General features: G+C 66.6%; 13 protein-coding genes. 3 read left to right on the top strand and 10 right to left on the bottom strand.

Translation table 11 applies throughout. From position 1 onward, the window contains the following. The first annotated feature begins 44 nt into the window (after positions 1-44). Positions 45-1,862, top strand: a complete 1,818-nt coding sequence (dacB, locus tag IT359_02405; GenBank protein MCC6927820.1) for a D-alanyl-D-alanine carboxypeptidase/D-alanyl-D-alanine-endopeptidase — start codon at positions 45-47, stop codon at positions 1,860-1,862. Positions 1,863-1,915: 53 nt separating this feature from the next. Here the strand turns inward: dacB and IT359_02400 are convergent, their stop codons facing one another. The 9 genes from IT359_02400 to IT359_02360 all read right to left on the bottom strand — a co-directional run bounded on the left by IT359_02400 (position 1,916) and on the right by IT359_02360 (position 15,882). Continuing rightward, positions 1,916-2,623: an NAD(P)H-binding protein gene (locus IT359_02400; protein MCC6927819.1), complete on the bottom strand. Its 708-nt coding sequence runs from the start codon at positions 2,621-2,623 to the stop codon at positions 1,916-1,918. 147 nt (positions 2,624-2,770) lie between these two features. After that, positions 2,771-3,913, bottom strand: a complete 1,143-nt coding sequence (locus IT359_02395) for a saccharopine dehydrogenase NADP-binding domain-containing protein (GenBank protein ID MCC6927818.1) — start codon at positions 3,911-3,913, stop codon at positions 2,771-2,773. Positions 3,914-4,093: 180 nt separating this feature from the next. After that, positions 4,094-5,740 (bottom strand): M1 family metallopeptidase, encoded by a 1,647-nt coding sequence (locus IT359_02390; GenBank protein MCC6927817.1) that lies wholly within the window; start codon positions 5,738-5,740, stop codon positions 4,094-4,096. Between the two features lie 68 nt (positions 5,741-5,808). Continuing rightward, complete coding sequence (locus tag IT359_02385; GenBank protein ID MCC6927816.1) at positions 5,809-6,978, bottom strand: sorbosone dehydrogenase family protein; 1,170 nt, start codon at positions 6,976-6,978, stop codon at positions 5,809-5,811. Between the two features lie 116 nt (positions 6,979-7,094). Then, positions 7,095-8,567 carry a diguanylate cyclase gene (locus tag IT359_02380; GenBank protein ID MCC6927815.1) on the bottom strand — a complete coding sequence of 491 codons (1,473 nt, stop codon included), beginning with the start codon at positions 8,565-8,567 and terminating at the stop codon, positions 7,095-7,097. Continuing rightward, positions 8,560-9,471 (bottom strand): threonine/serine dehydratase, encoded by a 912-nt coding sequence (locus tag IT359_02375; protein ID MCC6927814.1) that lies wholly within the window; start codon positions 9,469-9,471, stop codon positions 8,560-8,562. The genes IT359_02380 and IT359_02375 overlap by 8 nt, the downstream gene beginning before the upstream one ends. Positions 9,472-9,823: 352 nt before the next feature. Then, positions 9,824-11,140, bottom strand: coding sequence for a hypothetical protein (locus IT359_02370; GenBank protein MCC6927813.1), 1,317 nt, complete (start codon positions 11,138-11,140; stop codon positions 9,824-9,826). Between the two features lie 32 nt (positions 11,141-11,172). Continuing rightward, positions 11,173-14,226 (bottom strand): SusC/RagA family TonB-linked outer membrane protein, encoded by a 3,054-nt coding sequence (locus IT359_02365; protein ID MCC6927812.1) that lies wholly within the window; start codon positions 14,224-14,226, stop codon positions 11,173-11,175. 492 nt (positions 14,227-14,718) lie between these two features. Next, positions 14,719-15,882 (bottom strand): hypothetical protein, encoded by a 1,164-nt coding sequence (locus IT359_02360; protein ID MCC6927811.1) that lies wholly within the window; start codon positions 15,880-15,882, stop codon positions 14,719-14,721. Positions 15,883-16,485: 603 nt separating this feature from the next. Here IT359_02360 and IT359_02355 point away from each other — a divergent pair. Both IT359_02355 and IT359_02350 read left to right on the top strand, forming a co-directional pair. Further along, complete coding sequence (locus IT359_02355) at positions 16,486-17,472, top strand: hypothetical protein (protein ID MCC6927810.1); 987 nt, start codon at positions 16,486-16,488, stop codon at positions 17,470-17,472. Positions 17,473-17,876: 404 nt separating this feature from the next. Next, positions 17,877-18,626, top strand: a complete 750-nt coding sequence (locus IT359_02350; protein MCC6927809.1) for a hypothetical protein — start codon at positions 17,877-17,879, stop codon at positions 18,624-18,626. Between the two features lie 97 nt (positions 18,627-18,723). Here IT359_02350 and gyrA read toward each other — a convergent pair whose 3' ends face one another. Next, on the bottom strand, positions 18,724-21,261 hold the full coding sequence (gyrA, locus tag IT359_02345) for a DNA gyrase subunit A (GenBank protein MCC6927808.1): 2,538 nt from the start codon (positions 21,259-21,261) through the stop codon (positions 18,724-18,726). Positions 21,262-21,312 lie beyond the last annotated feature (51 nt).

Raw genomic sequence — 21,312 nt, 5'->3', positions numbered from 1 at the left:
TTGAGCCGAGCCTCGCAGGCGCTGCGGGGACCAGGCGTTGGCGCATGGCATCGTTGGGGATCGTCCTCGCGTCGTCGCTCCTCGCGCCACGCGCCCAAGGTGCCGCGCTCGATCCGCTCACCTCGCGCCCCACGTCGCCGCTCATCGACTCACGCGCTGTGGCGGGCTGGCATGAGCGCCGAACGGTCGCCCCGACGCCCCTCACAGAACGAAAGGGGACGCAGCGGAGCAAGCCGTCTGGCACCAAGGCCAAGCGCGCGGCGACAACGAAGAAGCCCGCGCCCAAGGCAACGCGAAAGGGGACCAGGAAGCCGGCGCCGAGTCGCGCGACCGCCGGTGCCAAGACCAGGTCGTCGACGGCGCGATCGTCGACGGCGCGATCGTCGACGGTGCGATCGTCGCGGACCGCTGGTGGACGGCGTCGCACATCGCGCGTGGCGCGGCGTCCGGTGAAGGCGGTCCCGGTCCTTGCCCACACAACGCCCCGCGGCGAGATCGCGCTCTCCAACGACCTGGCCTTCCTCCTCAATGCGCGCACGGTCGAGGGGGTGTGGGGCGTGGTCGTCTCATCGCTCTCGCGCGGCGATACGCTCTTCTCGTATCGCCCCGACGCGCCGATGCTCCCGGCATCCACGTTCAAGCTCTTCACGACCGCACTCGCCTTCGATCGACTGGGGCCGAGCTACCAGATCGGCACCGACATCCTGCGTGACGGTGCCGTCGAGGACGATGGCACGCTGCGCGGCTCGCTCTTCCTGCGCGGCGGCGGCGATCCGTCGATGTCCGCGCGCTACATGCGGGGCGGCCCCGAGGCGGCCATGCGCGCGCTCGCACGCCTCGTGTCCGCGGCCGGGATCAAGCGCGTGAGCGGCGACGTGGTGGGCGACGATGGCGCCTTCGAGCGCAAGCCGATTCCCGACGGATGGCTGTCGCGCTACCTCGATGACTCGTACGCCTCGCGTGTCTCATCGCTCTCGCTCAACGAGAACCTGCTGAACGTGGTCATCGCGCCCGGGCGGTCTGGGCGCGCCGCGGTGGTGACGTTGCAGCCGGCGACCGTCGCCTACAAGGTCATCAACAACACGCGCACCGGAGCCGGGCGCGGCGGGAAGCTCACCGTCTCGCGCACCAGCGACGGCACCGTGGTCGCGCGCGGGACCATCGGCGTGCGCTCGGAGCCCAAGGTCTACCAGGTCGTGGTCGACGACCCGGCTCTCTTCACGACCGGCGCCTTCCGCAAGGCACTCGAACGAGAGGGGATCGCGGTCGACGGTGAGCTGCGCCTCGGTGCCACACCGCCGGCGGCGACCAGGCTCGCCACCTTCCGGTCGCCACCGCTCTGGGCGCTCACGAACGACATGAACCGGGAGAGCGTGAACCACATCGCCGAGTTGCTGCTGCGCAACGCCGCGCGCACCGGTGCACCTGACGGTGTGGGATCGGCGGAGCGCGCCAACACACTCCTGCGCGAGTTCATGGCGCAGAAGGTGGGGGCGCGTCCCGAGTCGGTGAACGCCGCCGATGGCAGCGGCCTCTCCTCCATGGACCGCATCACGCCGCGCTCGCTCGTGCAGCTCCTGGGCTACGCGAACCGGGCGCCGTGGGGGCGCGAGTTCCATGAGTCGCTTCCTGTCGCTGGACAGTCTGAGACGCTACTCCGACGCATGATCGCCACCCCCGCCGCCGGCAACCTGCACGCCAAGACGGGGACCACCAACGAAGTCATCGCACTCGGCGGCTTCGTGACGGCGGCGAACGGGGAACTCCTCGCCTTCTCCTTCCTGTACAACGGGCGCGATCGCTGGCATGCCCGCGAGACCATCGATGCCATGGGCGCCACGCTCGCGGGGTGGAGCCGCTGACGCGCGGCTCGTCAGGCACGTCCCGGGTCACGTAGCGCCAGGCGAGTGGGCCTTCAGGCGGAGAAGATCGCCACGTTGTCGGCGACATACTGCCGAATGGTGCGGGGCGGCTTGCGTAATAGTCGCTCGACGTCGTGAAAGACGTCCCCCGCCGCTCCCATCTCCACCTGTTCGAGCGCACCCACGAGACCCGCCGTCTGCTCGCGCGGCATCCCCGCTGCAACCAGTGCATCGGTGAAGGCGTTGACTGTGGTTGCGCGAAACTCCATGGGTCGCCCCAGCACCTCGGCGAATGCTTGCGCGGTTTCGCTGAACGTCAGCGCATCGCCGCCGGTGCGGAAGTTGTCCATGAACCAGCCGAGCCGGAGAATGACGAAGGGGACGCCAGCGGTCGCCAGGAGACGTTCCGCGCCGAGGTACGGGCTCGCGTGGACATCCCCCGCGGCGCCTCCGTAGCCTTCGACGATGGTCTGAAGAACGATCTTGCACCGGCGTTCCACCGCGTATCGAATGATGCGTTCCTGCATCGCCGTCGCTCCCGCGAAGCCGGTCGGCAACATGACGAACACGCAGTCCACGCCATCGAACGCGGCCGCCCAGGTGGTGGGATCGGCAAAGTCGCACGCAACACCCACAGCGCCCTCGAAGTCGCTCCCTCCACGAGAGGCCGCCTTGACCGGCTCTCCACGGGCAACAAGTTGCCTGATCAACGGCCGCCCGACGTTGCCTGTCGCCGACAGGACGAGGATGACCCGTGACATACCGTCTCCTCCTCGGTTGGGTGATACGTGTGATGCACGGCATGCGTGTTCAGCAGCCCTGCGAGGAATGACGCAGACGGCCCCGCACACCAACGATGGCGTGCGGGGCCGTTGCACCTGCCGAGCCGCGCTGAGCGACGCCCTGCCTTACGAGCGCGACTCCTCCAGCACGACGCCGCGCGCCGCCAGGGCGGCAATGTAGTCGGCGCCCGGCATGCTCTCGTCAGGCGTGAGGACGCCCGCGGCGATGCGACCGCGCCCCTGGAACAACCCGGTGATCGCGAGCGAGTAGCCGGTGGTACGCATCATCGCCGAGATTCCGTGTTGCTCGTCGAAGCGATCGACCAGGTTCCAGGCAATCGTGGCCGGCTTCCCGCCCTTGGTGCCGGTGACGCTCACGCGCAGCGCGACAAGGTCCGGCTTCTTCTTCGTGAGCCGCGGCCCCATCACGGCAACGGCGACGTCGCGCGGCGAGACCGACACGCCCTTCACGTCCACCTTCTCCAGCTCGAGCAGCCCGAGCTCGCGAATCGCTTCCATGATCTTCGCGTGCCCCGGGTAGCGCAGCGTCTTGTATTCCATCGTCGGGATCTTCCCCTCATAGCGGAACGCCATGGTGGAGAGCCCGCCGGCGGTGTGAAAGGCCTCGAGGTCGCCAACCGGTGCCGGGAATGTGACCGTTTCCAGCTCCGAGAGCGCCTTTACCTGCGTGCGCTTGCCGTCGCGCACCACCCAGGAGAGCGTCGTGTAGTAGTCGAGCACACCCTCGAGCGAGTAGACGATCTGGTAGTTGAGCGGCGGCTCGGGGAACTGCGGAAGCCCGCCCACGAAGATCTTCACCGCCTCAACCGAGTCCAATTGCTCGATGCCGTACTCGGCGAGGATGTTCACCATTCCTGGGGCCACGCCGCAGTCCGGAATGATCGAGACTCCTTTCGCCTTGGCGGCGTCGTGGAGCTTCTTCTGGTTGAAGACGATCTCGGTGTTGCCGCCCAGGTCGGAGAAGTGCACCCCGGCCTCGACCGCCAGCGCAGCCAGCGACTCGTTGAAGTAGTACGGGATGGCGCTCATCACGGCGGTCACGCCGTTCATGGCCGCGAGGACAGCGTTCCGATCGCGGACATCGAGCACGGTGGGCACCAGGCGCCCGCCCAGGTAGGGGGTCAGGAACGGGGGGAGGTGGTCGACGTGGAGGTCGGCGATCCGGACTTCCTGGACGTCGGCTTGCTGCAAGAGATCGAAGGCGCAGGCCGAGCCTTGGAGGCCGGCGCCAAGAACGAGCATCCGCATGGGAGGGACCTTCTCGGTTTCGGGACAGGTGAAAGCGTAAGCTAACCGGACCGAGCGTCCGAACGCAGGGATTGCACCTGCCTCTGTCGCGTCTGCGTACGCACGCGTCCCGCGTACGTGCCCCCGTGCGCCGCCCCGTGCGCGCCCGTGCGCGCCCGTGCGCCCGCGCGCGACCCTTCGCTACGGCGACGTCTTGAGGCGCCCCAGGAGCGAGACGTCGGCGTCGAAGGTGATGGACCGCGGGGCCCCGTCGACCGGGAGCGGGACGGGAATCGTGGCGACGCGCGCTGCCGGAATCGTGACGCGCAGGCGGTGCACCTTTCCGCGAACATCGGTCAAGTCCATCGACAGGTTCACGCGATAGGGTGCCGCGATGCCCCCCTGCGACGCGGTGATCAGGAGGCGCTTCTGCGTTGCGTCCCACCGCCAACCCACCGTGAGATCGGCCCAACCCGGGCGGCGCATCCACTGGTCGAAGAACCACGCCAGCTTTGTCCCCGACGCCAACTCCATCTCGCGGGCGAAATCGTCGGTGAGTGCGTTGCCGTGCCGGTAGCGGGCGTAGTACGCGCGGACGCCGCGATAGAACGCGCTGTCGCCTACCTCGCGTCGCAGCATGTGGAGGACGAATCCGGCCTTCTGGTAGACGAGTCCATTGAGGACGTAGCGCAGGTCGCTCAGCGATTCATCGACGACGGGCTTGATGATCGCGAGCGAGTCGTCGAGGACCGACTGCCGCATGCGCCGCATCTCGGCGAGGAAGGCTGAATCGCCGTGGGCGTGCTCGGTCCAGAGTGCGGCGAAGTAGGTTGCGAACCCCTCGGAGAGCCAGACGTGCGGCCACTCTTTCGTGGTGACCGCGTCGCCGAACCACTGGTGCGCCGTCTCGTGGGCGATGAGCCCCTCGGACATGGTGCGCGTACGGTAGATGCGGTCGGCGTAGAAGATGACCGATGCGTTCTCCATCCCGCCGTAGCGCGTCGAGCTCTGGACGTGGGAGAGCTTCTCGTAGGGGAAGGGGCCAACCTGGCGCGAGAAGAGCGCAACGATGTCCCCGGCGCGCGCGAACGCACCCGGCATGGACGGACGCACGTCGGGGGAGAGCCAGACGCTCTGCGAGACGCACCCCGGGAGTTCGCCAAGTCCGCAGGCCGTGCGCCCCAGTTCGTAGTCGGCGAACGGGGCGACGCCGATGACCATCACGGCGGTGTAGAGGGGGCGGAGCGATCGCCAGCGCGTGAGGAGCATTGCCGGGTGTCCGGCAGCGGCCGGCTCCGGGGTCTCTTCCAGCAGCTCGCCGTTGGCGATGACGCGATGCGTGGCGGGCGATCGCACCGTCCAGGCGACGGTGGCCTTGTCCGAGGGGTGATCGACCGTGGGGAGCCAGGCGCGTGCCCGATCGGGAAAGTGGTCGGCGAATGCGGTCCAGGTGCCGGCGGAGTCGCGGCGGATGATGAGGCCGTCGGTGGGGCGACCGATGACGCGAACGGCGACGCGGAGGGTGTCGATCGAGCCGTTGGGGAGGGGGATGCGGAGCGAGGCGGAGTCGCGCCCAAAAGTAACCGACCGGTCATTTACTTCGACTCCCTCCACCCGCATCCCACCCCCAAGGTCCAACCGCAGCGTATCCACCCGCCCAGATCGAAACACCGTCAGCGTGCTCGACACTCGCACCGAATCGTCGAGCCCACGCTCCGAGAAATCGACGCGGAAGTCATAGTGCTGCACATCTATCCCCGGCCGGCTCCCCCCAGTCCGGCTCGGCCGCGACCCCTGCGCGCCCGCAAGCGACGCAGCGAGCGACACGCCAAGCGCGACCGCGGACACCGCCCCTCCCGCCCTCACTGCTGCTCTCGCCGCCGCCCTCGCCACCGCTCCCACCGCCCCGCGCCGCATCAGCGCGTCACCCGGTAGATGATCCCCGTCTGGTCGTCGGAGACGAGCACCGCCCCATCGCGCGCCACGACGACATCCACCGGGCGCCCCCAGCGTCTCCCGTTCGCGTCCTGCCACCCCACCAGGAAGTCCTCGACGCCAACCGGCACGCCATTCGCTATCTTGAGCCGCACGACCTTGGCTCCGGTCGGGACATCGCGGTTCCACGACCCGTGGAACGCCACGAGCGCGTCGCCGCGGTACTCCGCCGGCAGCGCCGTCGCACGGTCGAGGAAGGCAATGCCCAGCGGCGCCGAATGCGCTTGCAGCTTGTAGGCCGGCGGAATCGTCGCATCGCAACGTCGCTGGTCGCCATACTCGGGATTGGGCACGCGATCGCCGTGGCAGTACGGCCAGCCGTACTGCCCGCCATCCTGCAGGATGTTGATCTCCTCGAACGGCAGGTCCTCGTGCGAGGGCTCGAGGTTGTCCCGCTCGTTCTGCGTGACCCAGATCTTCCCCGTCGTCGGGTGCAACGCCATGCCCACCGCGTTGCGCAGCCCGCTGGCATACACGCGCCCGTGTGAGCCATCGGCGTCGAAGCGCATCACGGCAGCCCGATCCGGCGTCCGCTCCTCGCAAATGTTGCACGTCGAACCGATGGAGACGTACATCCCGCCATCCTGCCCGAAGATCACGGTGCGCGTCCAATGCCCGCCGCCGCCGCTGTACCTGGCGACCGTCTCCGGCCGCCCCATCGCCCGCATCCCTGCCGACGCGTCGAGGCGCACGCGCACGACGGCCCCTGTATTCGCGATGTAGAGCCAGCCGTCGCGAAAGGTCAGCCCATGCGGACGGTCCAGCCCGTCCACGACGGTCGCCTGTGTCTCCGCCACGCCATCACCATTGGCGTCGACAAGGCGCACGATCTCGTTGGCCCTGGGGCGCGACACGTAGATCGCGCCGTCCGGCCCAAGCGTCATGGCGCGCACGCCGGCCACGCGGGCAAACTCGCGCACGGAGAAACCAACCGGCGCCCACAGCTTTCCGTCAAACGTCTGCTGCGTCAGGTGCGGAGAGCGCCCTGCCGCGGCGCGCTCGCCAGGCGCACGCGCCTGCGCCCCAGACTCCCCCGCCGCCGAACAGCCGGCGAGCAACACAACCAGTGCGGTGGTTCGGATCTGCCGCATCGCTCCTCCTTCACGCTTGCACTCATGGCGGCATGCGTGCCTGCATTGACGCCTGCACGCTCGCACGCACGCCTGCACGCACGCCTGCACGTCGTGTGACGCCGGGTGATGTTACGTTAGGTCCTGACTCGGTTCCGCCCCTCCGCCTTGGCACGGTACAGCGCCTGGTCCGCCGTGGCCAGCAGGTCCTCGACGCTGTCGAGCCCCGGCGAGGGATAGGTCGCCACGCCGACGCTTGCCGTCAGGCGCAAAACGCTCCCCCCGGCGTGCTGGAACGGATGCGCCTCGATCAACTCACGAATGCGCTCGGCGAAGGCCGTCGCGCCCATCAGCCCCGTTTCGGGGAGCGCGATGACAAACTCCTCGCCGCCGTAGCGCGCCACCACGTCCACCGACCGCACCGCACTCTGGAGCAACGCCCCCACGTCCATCAGGACGTCGTCGCCCACCAGGTGGCCGTAGCTGTCGTTCACGCGCTTGAAGTGATCGATGTCGATCAGGAGCACCGAGACCTGCGACTCGTAGCGCCGCACGCGGTCGAGTTCGGAGGCCAGGCGCTCCGTCAGCGCGCGACGATTGAGCACCGCGGTCAGCGGATCGGTGTGCGCCAGCACCTCGAGGCGCCGGTTGTCGGCCATCGTCGTCTCGAGGACCTTGGCGCGCTGCACCGCCGCCACCGCCGCCTTCACCACCGTGTCGGCGAACTCGATGTCCTCCGGCGTGAGCGGCGGCTCGTTCAGCGCGCGGCGCAGGAAGAAGACCCCCGCCTGCGTCTGGTCGAGCGCGAACGGGAGCGCAATGACCGAGCGCGTCGAGACCATCGTCCCGTCACGCACCCAGCGCTGCCGCACGTCGGCATACAGCGGCGACGTCATCACGTCCTCCACCAGCACCGGGCGCCCGCTGTCCAGCGCGGCGCGGATCTCCGGATAGCGATCCAGGTCCAACTCGAAATTGCGCAGCGACGCCTGCTCGAACGCCGTCGCGACTACACGCGGGCGTTCGCCCACGCGGGCGAGGATCACGGAACAATGCGTGAGGTCGAGCGCGCGCGCCACGCGGCGCGCCAGGAGGTGGTAGATCTCGTCCGACGAGAGATCATCGGTCACGTCGTGCAGGATGTCGACCAGCTTGCGCCGGTTCTCCGCCTCCTCGCGCACGCGTTGCAGCTCGGTCTGCACGTGGCGCAACGTGTCGTTTGCCGAACGCAGGATGGCCCGCATGCGCAGTTGGGCCTGGATGCGCGCCAGGAGCTCCTTCACGCGGAACGGCTTCTTCACGAAATCGGCCGCGCCCAGTCCCAGCGTGCGCACCGCCGCCTCTTCCGGCGGCAACGACGACACCATGAGGACCGGGACGTCACGAAAGCGCTCGTCGCCCTTGATGCGCTCGAGAATCTGGTAGCCGTCGGCGTCCGGGAACATCACGTCGAGCAAGACCAGGTCGGGGGTGCGCTCCTCCATCAGCTCGAGGACGCGCACCCCCTGGTGCGCGGCCGCCACCTCGTAGCCGTGCTCCTTGAGGACCCACGTCATCGTCTGGACGATCGACGTGTCGTCGTCGGCAATCAGGATGCGGGCGCTAGCCATTCCCCAGCAGCTCCAGCAGTCCGTCCCACTCGATGTTCCCCCCGCTCAGCACGCACACGACGCGCTCGCCAGCTGCAAGCTTCACGCGCCCGGCCGCCAGCGCCGCCACCGTGATCGCCCCGCTCGGCTCCGCCACCAGCTTGGCCCGGTCGAGGAGCAGGCGCATCGCGACCAACATCGCGCCGTCGTCCACCGTCACCACGTCATCGATGAACCGGCGGTGGTGCGCGAACGTCGTCGTCCCGATGCGCACCGCCAGCAGCCCGTCGGCGATGCTCCCCGTCTGCGGAAGGACCACCGGCTCGCCGGCCTCGCGCGCCCGCGTGAGCTTTGGCGCCCCCGACGGCTCCACGCCGATCACTCGCGCCGTCGGCACCAGGTACTTGATCGCCGCCGCTACGCCAGCGCTCAACCCGCCCCCTCCCACGGGGACGAGGACCGTCGTCACGTGCGGAAGATCTTCGGCGATCTCGAGCCCCGCCGTCCCCTGCCCGGCGATGATGTTCGCGTCGTCGTAGGGTGGCACCAGCGTCATCCCCTCGTCGGCGACAAGTTCGAGCGCGCGATCCATGCGGTCGCGTGTCGTCGTCCCCGCGAGTTCGATGCGCGCCCCCAATCGCTCGGCGCCGCCACGCTTTGCCTGCGTGACCGTCGTCGGCATCACCACCGTGGCCGGGACACCGAAGAGGCGCGCCGCATACGCCACCGCCTGGGCGTGATTCCCCGAAGACGGTGCAACTACTCCCCGCGCCCTCGCCTCCGGCGACAGCCGAGCGAGGTAGCTGTACGCGCCCCGGAACTTGAAGGCCCCCCCTCGCTGCAGCATTTCCGGCTTGATCCAGACCGAGGCGCCGGTGCGCTCGCTCAGCGCGTCAAACGGCAACAGCGGGGTGCGAACCGCCACTCCGCGCAGAATGCCTGCCGCGGCGCGAAGGTCGTCAAGCGAAACGACAGCGGAGTCGGGAACGCCGAAAGAAGCCACGGAACGCGTCGGATGGAGGTGCAAGGAGCCCTGCGGGGGGGGAGACGCCAATCGGAGTGGTGCGTACGTCGGAGGTCAATCTACCCGGGCGGCTCATCACGTGACACGGGCGATACACCGCCAGGCGCCGGCGCGTCCCCCCCGCCTGAACCACTCGGATACGTCTCGAATGCTGAACGCGCGAAGATGGGCGAATGTGGCAAGGGATGTGCCCGTTACGACGAGACGGGGCGGAACCCGAAGGCCCCGCCCCTCTCGTCGAATCGCATCCCGTTCAGGGATTGCGATCCAGGCACCCTGTGAACTTCGGGTTGTTCTTCTCTGTCTGCGGGATGATGAATTGCACGTCCGTCCCGAGCTGGAGTCCATCCTTGTGGTACGCGCCGGTGGGGTAGGTCTGCGCCGCGGTGCGTCCGTACTGGCGTACGAGGCGGCGAAGGTCGCCCAGGCGGTGGCCGGTCAGGAAGAGGCTGAAGGCACGCTCGCGGAACATCAGGTCCACGCGCGCCGTCGCCGTACCCGGATCAGTGAGGGCGGTCATCCCGAACTGCGCCCGGGCATCGTTCAACTTCTGCACCCAGAGCGTGAAGTTGTTGGCACGAAGCGCCGCCTCGGCCTCGATCAGTCGCGCTTCGACGCCGGTGACGATCGGGACAGGCGAGACGAACGAGTCGTACTTGTTGTAGTAGTAGCGCGGCGTCTGGCCATCGAATCGCGACGGGCCGCCGGTCCCCGAGATCGGAACGCGAGGATCCCCCGCCGTGCCGAAATTGAGTCCATTCGTCCCCTCTCTATCCGACACCAGCAGGCCGTCGTTGTTGAACATGTAGTCGTAGACGCCGTTCTTCTGGTAGTCGGTCGAGAGGCTGTGTAGCGTCGCGTACGAGAAGCTCGTCGGTACCGCTGAGACCGCGGTGGCCGCCTGGTCGAACTGCCCCAGGTTCACGAGGGCGCGCCCGCGCAGTACCGAGGCCAGGTTTCTCGCCCGCGCATCGCTGCTGGCGTCGGTGACTGCTGCCGTCAGTTTGGTGACTGCCGCCGTGAAGACCTGCGTCGACGCCTGCGGATCGGCATTCACGCCCGGCGAGCCGAGCGGAACGCCGGAGCAGAACATCTCTCCGAGCATGATGTGCGCATAGCCCGACATGGCTTCCATCTCGCCGATGCGCGGATCGCCCGGGTTCACGTTCTTGAGCGCCGTCGCTGCACGATCGGACTGACCTCGTAGCATGTGCAGCTGGAGGTAGACCTGCGCCACGAGCGTGTTGGACTCGGGCGCGGAACGCTGATCGATCTGGCGAATCTCTGGGGGTGTCGCACCGAAACGCAGCTCGTCCGACATGAGCCCCGTGGTCGAGACGACGCCTAACGTGGCCGCGTTCGCGTTGGAAAAATCGCCGATGACGCCCGCATACATCGCGCTGACGCCATTCGGGTTGTTGAGGCCCTCCGGATCGATGATGTCCGGACGGTCGACTTTCAGGATCTTGTCGGTCGAGCACCCCACAGACGCAACGAGCATCAGGGCGAGGACTCCGCGACCGATCGTGTGGCCGGTGCTCCGGCGCACACGAGGAAGCATGGTCTGCATGGCAGGCTCCGGTTTCGTGTGGACGGAAGGCATCAGTAGCTCAGGTTGACGCGGAACGTGAGGTAGCGGGGCTGCGCCAGCATCACGAACGAATACGGCGTGGCATCGGTCCCCGACGTCTGCGACTCCGGGTCAGCGCCGGTGAACTCCTTGGTCCACATCCACAGGTTGCGCCCGGAGAGGACGATGCTCGCCTCGCGCGCCTTGGCCAGTGAGGCGAAACGCGACGGGACCGTGTAGGTCGCCGACACCTCACGCAGGCGCACGAAGTCACCCTTTTCCCAGTATGCGCCCAGCGCGGCTCCCGCAATCACGGCGCGCGCCTGCTCGCGCAGCGGTGTCCCCTTCACGTGCGTCGCGGCGCAGTTGTTGGGGCCCAGTGCGCAGGCAAAGCCGTCGGAGATCTGGTGCATGACGTTGCCACCACGATAGTCGAACAGCCCGTTGAGGCGGAGCTTGTTCTTGAGCAACCCGATCGTGTTGTTGAGCGACAGCGTGCGCGTCGGGACGCTGGGGCCACCGTAGACCGATACGCCCGTCGTCGTGACCTCGCTCGCCACGATGACACCGTCACCGTTGGCGTCTTTGAAGCCGGTCATGTTCGGCCAGTAATTGGAGAACAGCGGGCGGCCAGGTGCGTTCTGGTAGCCGAAGCCCCCGAACGGTTCGATCCCGTCAGCCAACGACTCCAGCCGGTTCTTGTTCCACGATCCCTCGACCTGTGCGTCGTACTGGATGAGGTTGTTGTCGAGGAGGCGCGCATTGAGCGAGACCTCGAGCCCCTTGTTGCTGACGACGCCGACGTTGTCGAAGACCGAGGCACCGGCGGTTTGCGACGGGGGAAGGTTACGCTGGACGATGGCGTCTTCGGTGCGCTTGTCGTAGAAGGTCACCTGCAGCGAGATGCGGTTGCGGAGCGTCGTGAAGTCGAACCCGCCCTCGATCTCGCGCGACCGCTCCGGCTTGAGATCATTGTTGCCTAACGCACCAAAGGTCACGGCCGGCGCCTCGCTGTTGAGCAACGTGGCGGTAATGGGACGGAGATAGGTGATCGAGGCGTTGGCATTCGGCTGCTGCCCCGAGACGCCCCACGCGAATCGTGGCCGGAAGTTGTTGATCCACTTGGCCGCGCCGTCATCGCGTATGACCCACGACACCGTTGCCTTCGGATACGTCGCGGCGCCGAAATTCTTGCCGAACGCGGAGTTCAGGTCGCGGCGCACGGCGGCGGTCACGAAGACCTTGTCCTTCCATCCGACTTGCTGCTCGATGTATGCTCCGGCGGTGACAAACTCGGTAGTTTGTTCGGCGGACGACTTCTGCGCCCCGGCGTCGATGGTCGCACCGCCCGGCGGAAGGATCTTCCCGGAGTTGTACGTGGCAAAGCGCCCGTCGCGATTCCACTGCACGCCGATGGACGTCTTGCTGTTGAAGTCGGTCCAGACGTTCTTCGTGGCCGTCGCGCCGGCATCCACGGAGTAGCGCTCGTTACTGTACCGGTTGATCGCGCGAAGCCCCTCCCACTCGATGCCGCAGAAGGTGCACCCTTCGCCGTTGCGGATCTTTGTGGCGTCCTGCCAGTTCATGAAGTCCAGGCCGACAATCGCGCGCGTCGACAGCCAGTCGCGCGGCTTCCAGTTGGCCGAGGCCGAATTAACGAACTGGCGCACGTCACGCGTGGTGCCGCGTGAGAACGCCTGGCGAGGTGAGGCGAAGCCCCACCCCGCCGGGTTGAGCGGGTTGGCAGTGCCGAAGAGCCCGGACCCGATCACGCCATACAGATTGTCGCCCGTCTGCGGGATGAGCGTCGAGGACGAGATGAAACCGCTCGACAGCTGCAAATCTCCGTTCCCCCACACCGGCATACCGAAGTTGCCGCGCAGTGACGACTTGGCGAGCTGATTGGGGAGGCGCTGCCAGCGCGGCACGCTCTCGACGTCGCGCTCGGCCTTGAGAAGCTCCGTTTCCGATGTCGGCATCTGCAGGACGCCGATCTCGTTCTCCCACGTCCCGCTCACGAAGTAGCGAAGCGACTCCGTCCCACCGCTGACTTGCGCGCCATAGTTCTGGCGCACGCCTGTCTTGAACGGCGTGGTCGAGTCGTCCATCAGGAGGTTCCGACGGTACTGCTGCGTGAGCGTGCAGAGCCCGGAGGCCTCGCGGGCAAGCGTGCAGTCGATCTCACCTCCGCCACTCTTGCGCACGCCCTTGTTGTAGTACTGGGCGCCGTAGTCGTAGGTGTTCTCCGACGTGCCGCCGCCACCAAAGAGCTGCCACTTGGGCGCGCTCTGGCGCCCCTTCTTGGTGGTGATGACGATGACGCCGTTGGCCGACTGGGTGCCGTAAAGGGTCGCCGCCGAGGGCCCCTTCACGATCTCCATCGACTCGATCTCCTCAGGATTGAGGTTGTTGAGAAAGTTCGGGCGCCCGCCACCTACATACGTGTCGCCGAAGCCCGCTGCGATGTCAGGGCTCCCCTGCTCAACCCGTACGCCATCGATGATCACCAGCGGGTCGTTGGAGAGCGACGCCGACGACAGGCCGCGAACACGGATGCGCGCGCCGCCTCCCACCGTCCCGCTCGAGGCAATCATCGTGACGCCGGCGGTGCGCCCGTTCAGCACATCCTGCATCGACGTGATGGGCTGCTTCGAGACGAGTTCGGACGCATCGATCTTCGCGATCGAGTTGCCCAGTTCGCGCGTGAGCTGCTGCCCCGTCGCGGTCGTCACGACCGCTTCCAACTGATAGGGGGCGCGCTTGAGCGCGAAGTCGATCGTCGTCGTCTGCCCGGCGGTGACCGTCAGCGGCTTCACGTCGGACAGGTAGCCGATGCGAACCACGCGCAGCTGGTAGGTGCCCGGCTGTACCCGCACCATCGTGAAGCGACCATCGGCGCTGGTCATCGTCCCGATGGGGGAACCATCGATCCGCACCTGCGCTCCTTCGAGCGGAGCACCGCCTTCACTGTCGGTCACCCGACCGGTGATGCGCGTGACGCCACCCTGCTGAGCACCAGCACCTTGTGCCGCGACGGACCACAGTGTCGCAGCGGCGAGAAGCCCTCGAACAAGGGAATTGCTCATGACGCCTCCTGGGGTTGGTGGGGGGGGAGAGGCTGTCCAAGCGAATCCGGATGCGCGGTCGGCGCGGGATGCCACCCCCGGATTCTCGGGCATACCGTTGTGTATACAAAACGGCGGATGGGCGGCGCTATCCTAACGCGCTCCCGGGTTGGCTCGCAATATCCAGCCGCCAATATCGTGCGATTCGCCCTCGTCAGCGCACGGCTGACCCCCCGCATGGACCCCCCATCCCACACGTTCGGGTAGGGCGCACACGCTCGTCACCACTCGCCTCGTGCCCTGCATCGGCCGCGCGCCGTGCGGCACCGACCAGGACCGTGAGGCGCACGCCCGGCCCCGCAGGTTGGCGATAACCGCGGCGCCCAGCGCGTGGGGACACGCTTCGCCGGGACGCCCTGGCGCGCGCGGCCTGAGGCGGGCACGCTGGGAGTTGGGGCGCAGCCCCGAAGTCGCGGCGCGTCGGGACTCGGAGCGCCGGCCGTCCCCTTCAGCTCACTGCGGAAGGCGATACCGCTGGAGGTAGCGCAGGTCGTCCTCGTCCTTCCGCACGCCGTACAACACCCCTTTCCCGAAACCGATCAACGTCACGTTCTTCGGCGTGCGCACGCGGCGCACCAGCTTTCCGTCGGGTGCAATCACGTCGTACTCGCTGATCTCGGTGGCCCCACCGATCGCTCGCACCACCCAGAGCCGGCCGTCGGGCGCTGCGCGAACCGCGGCGAACGGCGGCTTGACCTTGGGCCAGGCCGCCGGCTCCTCGACCTCCATCGCAATCTTCGGCATCTTCTGCCCGCTCGATGCCGCCATCGACGTCCCGAGCTTCATCCCCTGTTCGTACGCGTCCTTCGTGGCCTTCCGGGCGAGCGTCTTGTCGGCTTCGGTGATCGGGAGCGGCGTGAATGGGACGCGACCGGCGACCGTCATGCGACCAGCCGCGTCGTACCACTCGGTGTGATAGTCCGAGGCGCGCGCCACGGCGACGCGCCCGTCGGGGAAGACCGCCCACGAGTCTCGAGTGACGAACGCCTGCATGGGGAGCTTGATCGACAGCCCCGCCTTGGGATCGCCCCCCATCTTTGGCATATCCGTGTGCTCGACCCTCGTGGCGATCGTGTCGCCGCGCACGCCGATGGTCTGCCAGCGCACCAGGGCAATCGTATCACTGAAGGTCGGCATCTTCCCCTGCACGATCGTCATCCCGCGCGACTCGGTGTAGACGCGCCCCTTCCCGTCGACGGCGATCACCGTCCCCAGCTTGACGATCGACATCGCGAGGTCACCGCCGGTCGACAGGCGTTGCGAGCGCAGCGGCGTACCGGAGGCGTCGAGGACGAGAAAGCGCTGCTGCAGCATGTCGACCACGAGGATCGAATCACCGGTGGCGTAGATCCCTGCCGGGAACTGGTACTCGAGCGGCCCGCCCCCCTGCCGCGACACCTGCGTGGCGGTGCCCTTCGCAAAGTCGTAGAGATAGAGGAGCCGGTCCTTCGTGTCGGCGACCAGGACGCGGCCGTCGCGCAACTCGAGAATGGCGCTCGGTTGCGTGAGCGGTTCGGGGTGCTCGGCGAGGGGGGCGGTGAGGGTGAGGGTGGGGGGCGACTGGGCCGATACCGCCGTTGTTCCACAGAGAAGGATCGCTAGCAAAGCCGAGCGCATACATGACCTCCGACAGCCTTCACGAGCAGCCAAGTCCGTCGGGGCTTCGACAGAGCGGCAGGCAGCGAAAAGATACCATCCGCAAGGCTTTGATGAGGAAGGCGAGAATCACCGCGGACAGATTATGGGCGTGGGAACTGCCGCGGACTCCGGAGGCTCGTCCAGGTGACAGCCAGCTGACGCCCTTCCCCAGATTCGGCACCATCATCAGATGCTTCAGCGCGAGTGACTCGCCACCCACGCCGTCGAATAACCCACGCCCGATCCAGGACTCAAATGCGACGTTCCATCCCCATTCTCTCGGCTCGAGTCGCAACACTGTTCGTTTGCGCGTGCGCGCTCGGCTCACTCGGCCTGGGAGCTCAGGAACGTTGCACGTATACGGAATGGACCCCGCCACGGATGGTGAGGAGAACACTGGAAGACTCCGCCGGCCTTCACCCGTTCTTGATGACTGAGAGCGCTGGGCTGCAAGTCGTCACAGGGGAGTTCCCTCCGGCGCTCGGCGGCGGACGAAACCTGGGAGATTCCGTCACACCCATCGCGGTCGTGCGGTACCTCCGTGCGGGGCGTTCACGAGAGGTGAGGAAGCCGCGGGCCGACATGTCCTTCGTCGCTGTTCGCGCCCTGATCGATCGAGACGACGTCGTGCACTTGTTCTGGGGCGAAGTGGCGGGCGAGTCCATCTCCGATACGACCGGCGGCACCGGTGCCACGCAGCTGTGGACGATGAAGGTGACAGAACAGTCGAGCAGCGAGCCGCGACTCCTGTTCGCATCGAAGTTAGTGCGTTGGGATCAGACGACGAGCGAGCAGTTGGTATTCGCGGGCGACAAAGGCACGCTTCACGTTCTCATTCCTGGTAGGCGCCAGCCGACGGAACACCCCTTCGTCCTGATGTCTCTCGCGAACGGGGAATGGACGCACGAGACGGTGTACGCAGGTCGCATCGTCGTGCCGGAATCGGTCAGCGGAATCGCCAGGGACGGTGAGGTGTTTGTGGTTTTCACTTCGCCCGTCACGGGCAACGGATATGCGAAGTTCGGATCAGTCTTCTTTTCCAGGCGGCGCGCCAGCGACGCCCAGTGGACTAATGCAGAACTGCTGCAAGCGCGGATCGGCGGCAGCGCGAAGCAACCTGTCATCTCCGCCGCCCCAAATGGCGATGTGCGGGTGTTCTGGCTCCAGCACATCGACTCGGACGATCTGTTCGAAGTTTCGCGGATTCGTGGCGTCGAGTTGGACCGCGTAGAAGCAAAGGTCCGTCAGCGAATCGAGTTCGCAAGTCCCACCAACCTCTTGTCGATCCGTTCGGTGTGGACCGATCCCTGCGGGCGCACGAACCTGCATCTCGTCACGGGAGACGTTGGCGACCGATCTGGTGCGTACACCTTCTCGTGGGATGGGTCGCGCTGGACAAGTGACGGGCCTTACAGTCACCAGTTCTGGTTCGCTGGGCGATCCAGCATATCGATCGGCGAAGACAATGTCATTCGTCGCCTCTGGTCCGCCGTCTTCTTCGGACCCGGACTTCCTGTCGTCACCTTCTGGTGGGAGTCCACCCGGCGCTTGGTTGTACCTACGCGATAGGTAACCGAACGGCCGTCTTCGGCGGCCGGCGCCAGCTCGTGCAGCCTCTACGAATGCGTAGGCACCGCGCGCGGGCCTGACTGACGTCATTCGATCCCCCCCGCGGGGATACTTCCATGTCATCACACATCACGCGTCCTGCACAGGGTCGCGCGCCTTCTGCGTGCGCACTCTCGGAACTTTCACGCCACGCTCTCCTCCTATTCATTCTCGCTTGCTCGAGTTTCGTTGCCGCCGCCTGCGCAGAGACGAGTACGGGACTCGCTGCAAACTCCACGCGGAGACAGAGCGACTCCGCATCCGAAGCGTCGCGGCCTGGCATCCGGGCCGACCTATCGAGCGTACTCGGCGCCCTCGATGCCGAGGCAGCGACTGCGGGCCAAGCATCGAAGGCTCGCGCGCGCTTGATCCGAAACGGCGATGCAGTCGAAGTCGTGGGTGCCGCCGCTATTCGCGCCGCCCTCGTCGACATGCAGGAATCATCGGTGCGCCGGAATCCTCAAGGCACTCACGCTCTGGTCGACGACCAACAGGAGCGCATTCGAATCACGAACGCCGCTTCGATCGTATTGGTCAACGGCTCGAAGTTCATGTACACGTCGGTCACCTTCACCAACAAGAACACCAACAAGCTGTTCACTTTCTCCGGGCAACGCACTGTGAGTGCTCGCGTAGGTGGGGCAGTCATGCCAATCTGGTCCCAGTCGGGGACCCAGACGTTCGCGGACACCGCATACTCGAAGACGGCCGTGTGGGACGATTTCTCCGTGTCCACCGGATGCCACTTCACTAGCAGCAACTCCACGGATCACGCTGTTGAGTGGCCCTGGGGCCTCTTTGTGCCACCCGGCCTCAAGCAAACCGCCACCGATCACAGTGGCGGATCCAATGAGATCAACCGCAACTGTGCACCAGTCGCTCCCCCACCCGCGCCCCCGCCACCTTCCGGGCCACTCTGCGATGATCCCGATGGCTCAGGATGTAGCGGAGGGGGGACCACCGGCAGTCCCGCCTACGGAGTCGGGGGCGGCGCCAAGGAGGTCGGACGGGGCGGCGGCTACAAAACCGTCTGCGACGTCACCGACTGGTACGAGAACGGCGTCTTCATCGAGACCACCATCGACCGCTGCTGGACCGAGCCGATCTATCGTTAGACCCGAACCTACGCGTCGACCGCTACGCCGCGAAACAACGACGGGCCGGCCTCTCCGAGGCCGGCCCGTCGTACGCAACAAGGCTCCACGAACGCGCCTACTCGTCCTCGCTCTCCAGCTGCAACTCGTTCGCATCCGCCGGAGCCGGCGCCCCCGCGTCACCATTCTCCCCGGTCTCATCCTTGTCGTCCGGAATCACGCGCGCCACCGCCACGACCTGGTCGCTGCCGTCGAGGTTGACCAGCTTGACCCCCTGCGTGTTGCGCCCGGCGACGCGCACCTGCGAGACGGGGGATCGAATGATCATCCCGGTGCGGGTGATGATCATCACCTCGTCCTCCGCCAGCACTTCCATCAGCGCAACGACGTCACCGGTCTTCTCGGTGCGGTTGAGCGTCAGGATCCCCTTGCCACCGCGCTTCTGCACGCGGTACTCGTCGATGTGCGAGCACTTCCCGAGCCCCTTGCTCGTCACGACCATCAGCGTGGCCTCGCGCTTGATGACCACCATGCCGACGACGCGATCGTCCGGCCGCAGCTCGACCCCCTTCACGCCGGTCGTGTCGCGCCCCATCTCGCGCACGTCGCTCTCATGGAATCGGACCGAAAGCCCGTGCCTGGTGGCCAGCACGATGTCGTTTGTCCCGTGCGTGATCTGCACGTCGATCAGTTCGTCGCCGTCCTCGATCTTGATCGCCTTGATCCCGGTCGAGCGCGGGTTGGAGTACTCGCTCAGCGACGTCTTCTTCACCGTCCCGTTCTTGGTGCAGAAGAGGAGGAACTGGTCAGCCGTGAACTCGCGCACGAAGACCATCGACTGGATCTTCGTGTCGGGAGTCGTGTTGATCAGGTTGACGATGGGCTTCCCCTTCGTCGCGCGCCCGGCCTGCGGGATCTCGTAAACCTTGAGCCAGTAGCAACGCCCGTCGTCGGTGAAGATCAGGATGTAGTCGTGCGTGGAGCCGACATACAGGCGCTCGATGAAGTCACCCTCGCGCAGTTCCGCGCCCGACGAGCCGGTGCCGCCGCGGCGCTGCTTGCGATATGTCGAGATCGAGGTGCGCTTGATGTATCCCGAGTGCGACACGGTCACGACCATGTCCTCCTCGGCGATCAGGTCCTCGATGGTGAACTCGCCTTCGTCGCTGGTGATCTCCGTGCGACGTTTGTCGCCGTACTTCTCCACGACCTGCGTGAGCTCCGACTTCATGAGCGCCATGCGACGCTCCTTGGAGCCGAGCAGGAGGCGCAGCTCCGCAATCATCCCGCGCACCTCGGCCAGCTCCTCCTCCAGCTTCTCGATCTCGAGGCCGGTGAGCTTCGCGAGGCGCATGTTGAGGATCGCCTCGGCCTGCCGCTCGGAGAGCCTGAAGCGCGATTGCAGCTCGGCGCTTGCCGACGGCGTATCCTCGGCCGCGCGAATGATCTTGATGACCTCGTCGATGTTGTCGACGGCGATCTTCAACCCCTCGAGGATGTGCTCCCGCTCGAGCGCCTTGTCGAGGTCGTACTGCGTGCGCCGGACAATGACCTCGTGCCGGTGGGCGATGTAGTGCCCCAGCACGTCCCTGAGCGGCATGACCTTCGGCACCAGCTGCCGAGTGTGCGGGTCGGGGACGAGCGCCAGCATGATGACGCCAAACGACGACTGCATCTGCGTGTGCTTGTACAACTGGTTGAGCACCACGCGCGGAATGGCATCGCGCTTGAGCTCGACCACGATGCGCATCCCGTCCTTGTCGGATTCGTTGCGGAGATCGCTGATCCCCTCGAGCTTCTTCTCCTTCACCAGGTCGACGATGTCGTCGATGATCTTCACCGGGTTGACCTGGTACGGCACCTCGGTGATGACGATCTGCGAGCGACCGGTCGATTCCTTCTCCTCGATCATCGCGCGGGCACGCATGACGATCTTGCCGCGCCCGGTCTCCTGGTAGTCCTTGATGCCGGCGCGCCCGTAGATGAAGCCCCCGGTGGGAAAGTCGGGCCCCTTCACGAACTTCCGCAGCTCCGACGCGTCGAGCTCCGGGTTGTCGATGAGCGCGATGGTGGCCTTCACGATCTCGCCCAGATTGTGCGGCGGGATGTTGGTCGCCATCCCGACGGCGATGCCTGACGAGCCGTTGACGAGGAGGTTGGGAAAGGTCGCGGGGAGGACCTTGGGCTCCTGCAGGCGATCATCGAAGTTGGGCGCGAAATCGACGGTGTTCTTGTCGATGTCGGCCAGCATGTCGACGGCGATCTGCGTGAGGCGCGCCTCGGTGTACCGATAGGCGGCCGCCGGGTCTCCCTCGATCGACCCGAAGTTTCCCTGGCCGTCCACCAACGGATAGCGGAGCGAGAACTCCTGCACCATGCGCACGAGCGCATCGTAGACCGAGGAGTCGCCGTGGGGATGGTACTTGCCTAACACGTCACCGACGACGGTCGCCGCCTTCTTGAACGGGCGCCCGGGGGTGAGCCCCAGCTCGTTCATCGCGTAGAGCACGCGCCGGTGCACCGGCTTGAGACCGTCGCGCACGTCGGGAAGTGCACGCGCAACGATGACGCTCATCGAGTAGTTGATGAACGATTCCTTGATCTCTTCGTCGATGAGCCGGGGGACGATCCGCTCGCGTTGGTGGGGCGCAGTCATGAGGCCGAAGTGCGGGGACGGAAGATCGTGAGCGAGAAGCAGCGAAAAGTA

Source organism: Gemmatimonadaceae bacterium, assembly GCA_020852815.1.
In the GTDB taxonomy this organism is placed as follows: Bacteria; Gemmatimonadota; Gemmatimonadetes; order Gemmatimonadales; family Gemmatimonadaceae; genus SCN-70-22.
This window is presented reverse-complemented; position numbering and strand designations above follow the sequence as displayed.